Origin of the sequence: Micromonospora sp. NPDC049580, assembly GCF_040675595.1 — a bacterium.
In the GTDB taxonomy this organism is placed as follows: Bacteria; Actinomycetota; Actinomycetes; order Mycobacteriales; family Micromonosporaceae; genus Micromonospora.
The window spans coordinates 1-5,759 of record NZ_JBFAPG010000408.1; the positions used below are offsets into that span (position 1 = coordinate 1).

Here is a 5,759-nt window from a genome sequence, read left to right on the forward strand (position 1 = left end):
CCGAGGGCGGTGGTCTCGGCGACCACCGGCCGGCTGACCGGTACGCCGAGGATGTCCGCCTGCATCTGCATGCACAGGTCGTTGACGGTGACGCCGCCGTCGACCTTGAGGCACTCCAGGTGCACGCCGGAGTCCTGCTCCATGGCGTCGGCCACGTCCCGGCTCTGGTAGCAGATGGACTCCAGAGTGGCCCGGGCGATGTGGGCGTCGGTGTTGAACCGGGAGAGGCCGACGATCGCGCCACGGGCGTCGGAGCGCCAGTACGGTGCGAACAGGCCGGAGAACGCGGGCACGAAGTACACCCCGCCGCTGTCCTCCACCTGGCGGGCCAGGATCTCGCTCTGCGCGGCGGTACTGATGATCTTGAGCTGGTCGCGCAGCCACTGCACGGCCGAGCCGGTGACCGCGATCGAGCCTTCGAGCGCGTACACCGGGGCGTCGTTGCCGAACTGGTAGCACACCGTGGTGAGCAGCCCGGCCTTCGACCGCACGATCTCCGTGCCGGTGTTGAGGAGCATGAAGTTTCCCGTGCCGTAGGTATTCTTCGCCTCACCCGGGGCGAAGCAGACCTGCCCGACCGTGGCGGCCTGCTGGTCGCCCAGGTCGCCGGTGATCGGGACTCGGCCGGCGAACGGGCCGTGCTGCCGGGTGCTGCCGTACGAGCGGGGGTCGGACGACGGCCGGATCTCCGGCAGCATGGCGCGAGGGATGTCGAAGAAGGACAGCAGCTCGTCGTCCCAGTCCAGCGTCTCCAGGTTCATCAGCATGGTGCGACTGGCGTTGGTCGGGTCGGTGACGTGCACCCCGTCCTCGACGCCACCGGTGAGGTTCCACAGCAGCCAGGAGTCGGTGTTGCCGAAGACGGCCTCGCCGCGCTCGGCGGCCTCCCGGACCCCGTCGACGTTCTCGAGGATCCACTGGATCTTCCCGCCGGAGAAGTACGTCGCCGGAGGCAGGCCGGCCTTGCGTCGGATGACGTCGCCTTTGCCCTCGCGTTCCAGCGCCGAGGCGATGCGGTCGGTACGGGTGTCCTGCCAGACGATGGCGTTGTAGTAGGGCCGGCCGGTCCGGCGGTTCCACACCACGGTGGTCTCGCGCTGGTTGGTGATGCCGAGCGCGGCCAGATCGGAGGCGGTCAGGCCACGGGCGTTCATCGCGGTCTGGATGACCGTCTGGGTCCGCTCCCAGATCTCGAGTGGGTTGTGCTCCACCCAGCCGGCCTGCGGCAGGATCTGCTGGTGTTCGAGCTGGTGGCGGCCGACCTCGTTGCCACCGTGGTCAAAGATCATGAAGCGGGTGCTGGTGGTGCCCTGGTCGACCGCGCCGACGAAGTCAGCCATTCGGGTGTCTCCTTCTGTGTCCGTCGTAAGGATTCGGGTCGGCGATGTCAGATGCGGGCGAGCTCGTCCTCGGCCGAGGTCTTCTCGGTGGCCAGGGCGCCCGGCTCCAACTCGTCCTCGCTGGGCAGGAAGCGGCCGATGATCAGCTCGTAGAGGCCGGCGCCGATGATGCCACCGACGAGCGGCCCGACGATCGGCACCCAGAAGTACGGATAACCGCTGGTGTCCTGGAAGGCCGTTTCGTAACCGGTCAGGAACGAGGCGAGGCGGGGGCCGAAGTCGCGGGCGGGGTTGATGGCGTAGCCGGCGTTGGCGGCGAAGGCCATGCCGATCGCCACCACGATCAGGCCGACGATCAGCGGGGCGAGGTTGCCGGCGGGCAGCGAGTTACGCGCGTCGGTGACGGCCAGGACGAGGAACAGCAGGATGGCCGTGCCGATGATCTGGTCACGCAGCGCGCCCCACTCGCTCACGCCGGCACCGGGCAGGGTGGAGAAGACGCCCTGACTCTTGCTGGTCAGGCCTGGGTCGAACCGGGACAGCACCTCGCTGTAGTTCCAGCGGATGAGCAGGGCCGCGACGAACGCGCCGGCGGTCTGGGCCAGGGCGTACGGCATCACCTTGCGCCAGGAGAAGCCCTTGAAGACCGCCAGGGCGACGGTGACCGCGGGGTTGAGGTGCGCGCCGCTGATGCGGCCCGCCACGTACACGCCGAGCGTGACGCCGAGGCCCCAGGCCCAGGCGATGCTGTCGAACTCGCCGGTCCCCGCCGCGGCCACCTGGGCGACCACGCCCACGCCGAACAGGATGAGAATCGCGGTGCCGGCGAACTCGGCGGCCAACTCGCCAACGAGCCCGGGCGCTTTCAACCGTTGCGCCATCTTGCCTCCAAAAACGGTGGGGGTGGCAGCCCTCCCCTCGGGGGAAGTGGAGGGTCGGTCGGTGACGCCGCGGTGCAGTAACGTCACTGTGCGGTGAACCGTAGGAAACCCTCGGTGCCGGGTCAACGAACCTCGGTCGACAATGCCGAACACTGTTGCGGCCGCCAAAACGCGATTAGCATTCCGCCCCATGCCGGGTCAGGTGCAGTCCATCACGCGGGCCGCGGCGATCCTCCGCCTGCTGGCCAGCAGCTCCGGCCGCCTCGGCATCGGGGAGATCGCCCGCTCTCTCGACCTGGCCAAAGGCACCGCGCACGGTATCGTCCGCACGCTCCAGGACGTCGGCTTCGTGGAGCAGGACAAGACCTCCGGCAAGTACCAGCTCGGGGCGGCCCTGCTGCACCTGGGCACCAGCTACCTCGACGTCAACGAACTGCGCTCACGCTCCATCAACTGGGCCGACCCGCTGGCCGCGCGCAGCGGCGAGGCCGTCCGCATCGGCACCCTGTTGGACGGCAAGGTGCTGGTGGTCCACCACGTCTTCCGGCCCGACGACACCCTGCAGACCCTCGACGTCGGGTCCCTGCTGCCCCCGCACGCCACCGCGCTCGGCAAGGTCCTGCTCGCCTACGACGTCGGCGCCGCCAACGCGGTCATGCAGGGCGAACCCGAGCCGTACACCCGGCGGACCCTGGTCACCGCCCGGACCCTCAGCCGGGCGCTGACCGCGATCCGGGACAACGGCTGGGGCGCCGAGATCGAGGAGATGACCCTCGGCGAGGCCGGTATCGCCGCGCCCATCCGCGGCTACGGCGGCCTCGTCGTGGGCGCGATCGGGCTCTCCGGCCCGGTCGATCGCGTCTGCGACGCGCAGCGCCACCCCCGCCCGACGCTCGTCGCGTACGTCCGCGACGCCGCACGCGCGGTGTCCCGGGACCTCGGCGCGGCGCGCTGGTGATCCGTCCACCCTGCACCGCCATCCGCCCAGAGAGGACGAGGAATGACTGACAGCTACGTCGTCTCCATCGACCAGGGCACCACCTCGACCCGCTGCATCGTGTTCGACCGCCGGGGCAACCTGGTCTCCGTGGCGCAGCGGGAGCACCAGCAGCACTTCCCCCGGCCCGGCTGGGTGGAACACGACGCGCTGGAGATCTGGCGCAACGTCGGCAAGGTGGTGCCCAGGGCCCTCGCCCAGGCCGGCATCGTTCCGGGCCAGGTCGCCGCGATCGGCATCGCCAACCAGCGGGAGAGCACAGTGGTGTGGGACCGGCGAACCGGCGTCCCGGTGGCGCCGGCGATCATCTGGCAGGACACCCGCACCGACACACTGGTGGAGACGCTGGCCCGGGCACCCGGCGCCGAGGACCTCCGGCAACACTGTGGGCTGCCGCTGGCCACGTACTTCTCCGGCCCCAAGCTGCGCTGGCTGCTCGACCACACGCCCGGGCTGTACGAGCGGGCCGAGCGCGGCGAGGTGCTCTTCGGGACGATGGAAAGCTGGCTGATCTGGAACCTCACCGGCGGCCCGGACGGCGGTCTGCACCTGACCGACGTCACCAACGCCAGCCGGACCATGCTGATGGACCTTCGCGCGCTCGGCTGGCACCCGGACTCGCTGGCCTTCTTCGGCATCCCGGCCGCCATGCTGCCCGAGATCCGCTCCTCGTCAGAGGTGTACGGCACCGCGACCGCCGTCCTGCCCGGCGTGCGGATCGCAGCGGCGCTCGGCGACCAGCAGGCCGCCCTGTTCGGCCAGACCTGCTTCGCGCCGGGCGACGCCAAGTGCACCTACGGCACGGGCAGCTTTCTGCTGCTCAACACCGGCACGGAGCCGGTGCACTCCAGCCACGGGCTGCTCACCACCGTCGGCTACCAGATCGGCGGGCAGCCGGCCGTCTACGCCCTCGAAGGCTCCATCGCGATCACCGGGTCCCTGGTGCAGTGGTTCCGCGACCGGCTGGAGCTGATCAGTTCGGCGCCGGAGATCGAGACCCTCGCCCGCACTGTGGACGACAACGGCGGCTGCTACATCGTGCCGGCCTTCTCCGGGCTGTTCGCGCCGCACTGGCGCAGCGAGGCGCGCGGCGTGATCGTCGGGCTCACCTCGTACATCACCAAGGGGCACCTGGCCCGCGCGGTGCTGGAGGCCACCGGCTGGCAGACCCGCGAGGTGGTCGACGCGATGAACGCCGACTCCGGCCTGGAGTTGACGGCGCTGCGGGTGGACGGCGGGATGACCGCCAACAACCTGCTGATGCAGTTCGTCGCCGACGTGGTCGCGGTGCCGGTGGTGCGCCCGATGGTCGCCGAGACGGTCTCCCTCGGCGCGGCGTACGCCGCCGGGCTGGCGGTCGGCTACTGGCCCGACCTGGAGGGGCTGCGCAGCAACTGGCACCCCGCCGCCCGCTGGGTGCCCAAGATGGACAACGCCGTGCGGGCCGAGGAACGGGAGAACTGGCAGCGCGCGGTGGAGCGCACCTTCGGCTGGATCAAGCCCGAGGCCCGGGCCGCCAACGAATGACCTTCGGGGGCCACCTCATCGATACGCCGATCCCCCATGCCTGCACCACCCGATTCCCGTTCGAGCCGTACGCCCGAGGATTAAACGGCGACACCGCGGCGGCCACCACTGGCACGTACTCGGCGAACGTCGGGGCTAGCGGACGGGCCGGCCCTACCTCCAGCCCGGCCGGCGACGGTCTGGCTCACGCCGCCTCACCGCCCGCCACGGCGGCGTGCACCCGCACTCCATGGGTGCAACTGCACCTCGGCTACCTCTGCCCGGAACCGGTCCGGTCGGGGACGTTCTCGACGCAGACCAACCTTCGCCGCCCGCGGACCGACACGTGCGAGCACTACGGCACCCGTCGTCCACAGTCACCACGCGCCCCGCATCCAGCTCCAGACCTAGGGCTCCGTGCTCGTCGGCCCTCTAATTGATCCGACCCGTCCGACCAGGGCTGGTAGCGTGCGCCGAACATGAAGATCATGGGGGAAACATCGATGAACCGAACTCGACTCGTCCTGACTGGCTCGGCCGTTGCGGCGGCAATCGCGCTGTCCGGCTGCGATCCGCAGCCCGAATCTGCGGGCACTGCAACCTCGCCGTCCCCGGCGGCCTCGAGCGCCGCCCCGACCGGTAGTGCGGCCACCACCGCGACCAGCACCGCGGCCAACGACGCGGCCACAGTGAAGGCCTGCGCCGACATCAAGAAGGACATCAAGGACAACGCGGCTAAGGTCACCAAGGCCGAGAAGATCGGCCCGCCAGCCGGACACTTCGCGGTCAGTGCCCAGTGGGCCGCCGGCTCGGTCGCGATCCTGGCGCACTCGATGGGCGCCAACGAGGCAGTCACCGCCGCCAGCGAAAAAATCCAGAACGAGATGATGGGCCTGAGCGACGCGTACAACAAGTCCGCCGGCGCCAAGCCCAGCAAAAAGGCCCTGGAAGCCGATATCAAGGAGCTGGACACCGCCTGCTCGGCCACCTGACCGGTTCGACCACGCAATCGGCGGTGACCCTCACCCGGACGGT

5 protein-coding genes are annotated in these 5,759 nt (G+C 70.0%); 3 read left to right on the forward strand and 2 right to left on the reverse strand.

Annotation, left to right across the window (positions count from 1 at the left end):
- Together glpK (AB0J68_RS25400) and AB0J68_RS25405 are read right to left on the reverse strand one after the other, a co-directional pair.
- Positions 1–1,340: glycerol kinase GlpK (gene glpK, locus AB0J68_RS25400; protein ID WP_363940670.1), on the reverse strand; the 1,340-nt coding region annotated here is incomplete at its 3' end.
- A gap of 47 nt (positions 1,341–1,387) precedes the next feature.
- Positions 1,388–2,221 (reverse strand): MIP/aquaporin family protein, encoded by an 834-nt coding sequence (locus tag AB0J68_RS25405; RefSeq protein WP_355067915.1) that lies wholly within the window; start codon positions 2,219–2,221, stop codon positions 1,388–1,390.
- Between the two features lie 190 nt (positions 2,222–2,411).
- Here AB0J68_RS25405 and AB0J68_RS25410 point away from each other — a divergent pair, with 190 nt between their 5' ends.
- The 3 genes from AB0J68_RS25410 to AB0J68_RS25420 all read left to right on the forward strand — a co-directional run bounded on the left by AB0J68_RS25410 (position 2,412) and on the right by AB0J68_RS25420 (position 5,716).
- Positions 2,412–3,179, forward strand: a complete 768-nt coding sequence (locus tag AB0J68_RS25410) for an IclR family transcriptional regulator (RefSeq protein ID WP_354862546.1) — start codon at positions 2,412–2,414, stop codon at positions 3,177–3,179.
- 42 nt (positions 3,180–3,221) lie between these two features.
- Entirely contained in the window at positions 3,222–4,745 is a 1,524-nt protein-coding gene (glpK, locus tag AB0J68_RS25415) for a glycerol kinase GlpK (protein ID WP_355067913.1), read from the forward strand.
- Between the two features lie 458 nt (positions 4,746–5,203).
- Positions 5,204–5,716: a hypothetical protein gene (locus AB0J68_RS25420; RefSeq protein ID WP_363940673.1), complete on the forward strand. Its 513-nt coding sequence runs from the start codon at positions 5,204–5,206 to the stop codon at positions 5,714–5,716.
- Positions 5,717–5,759 lie beyond the last annotated feature (43 nt).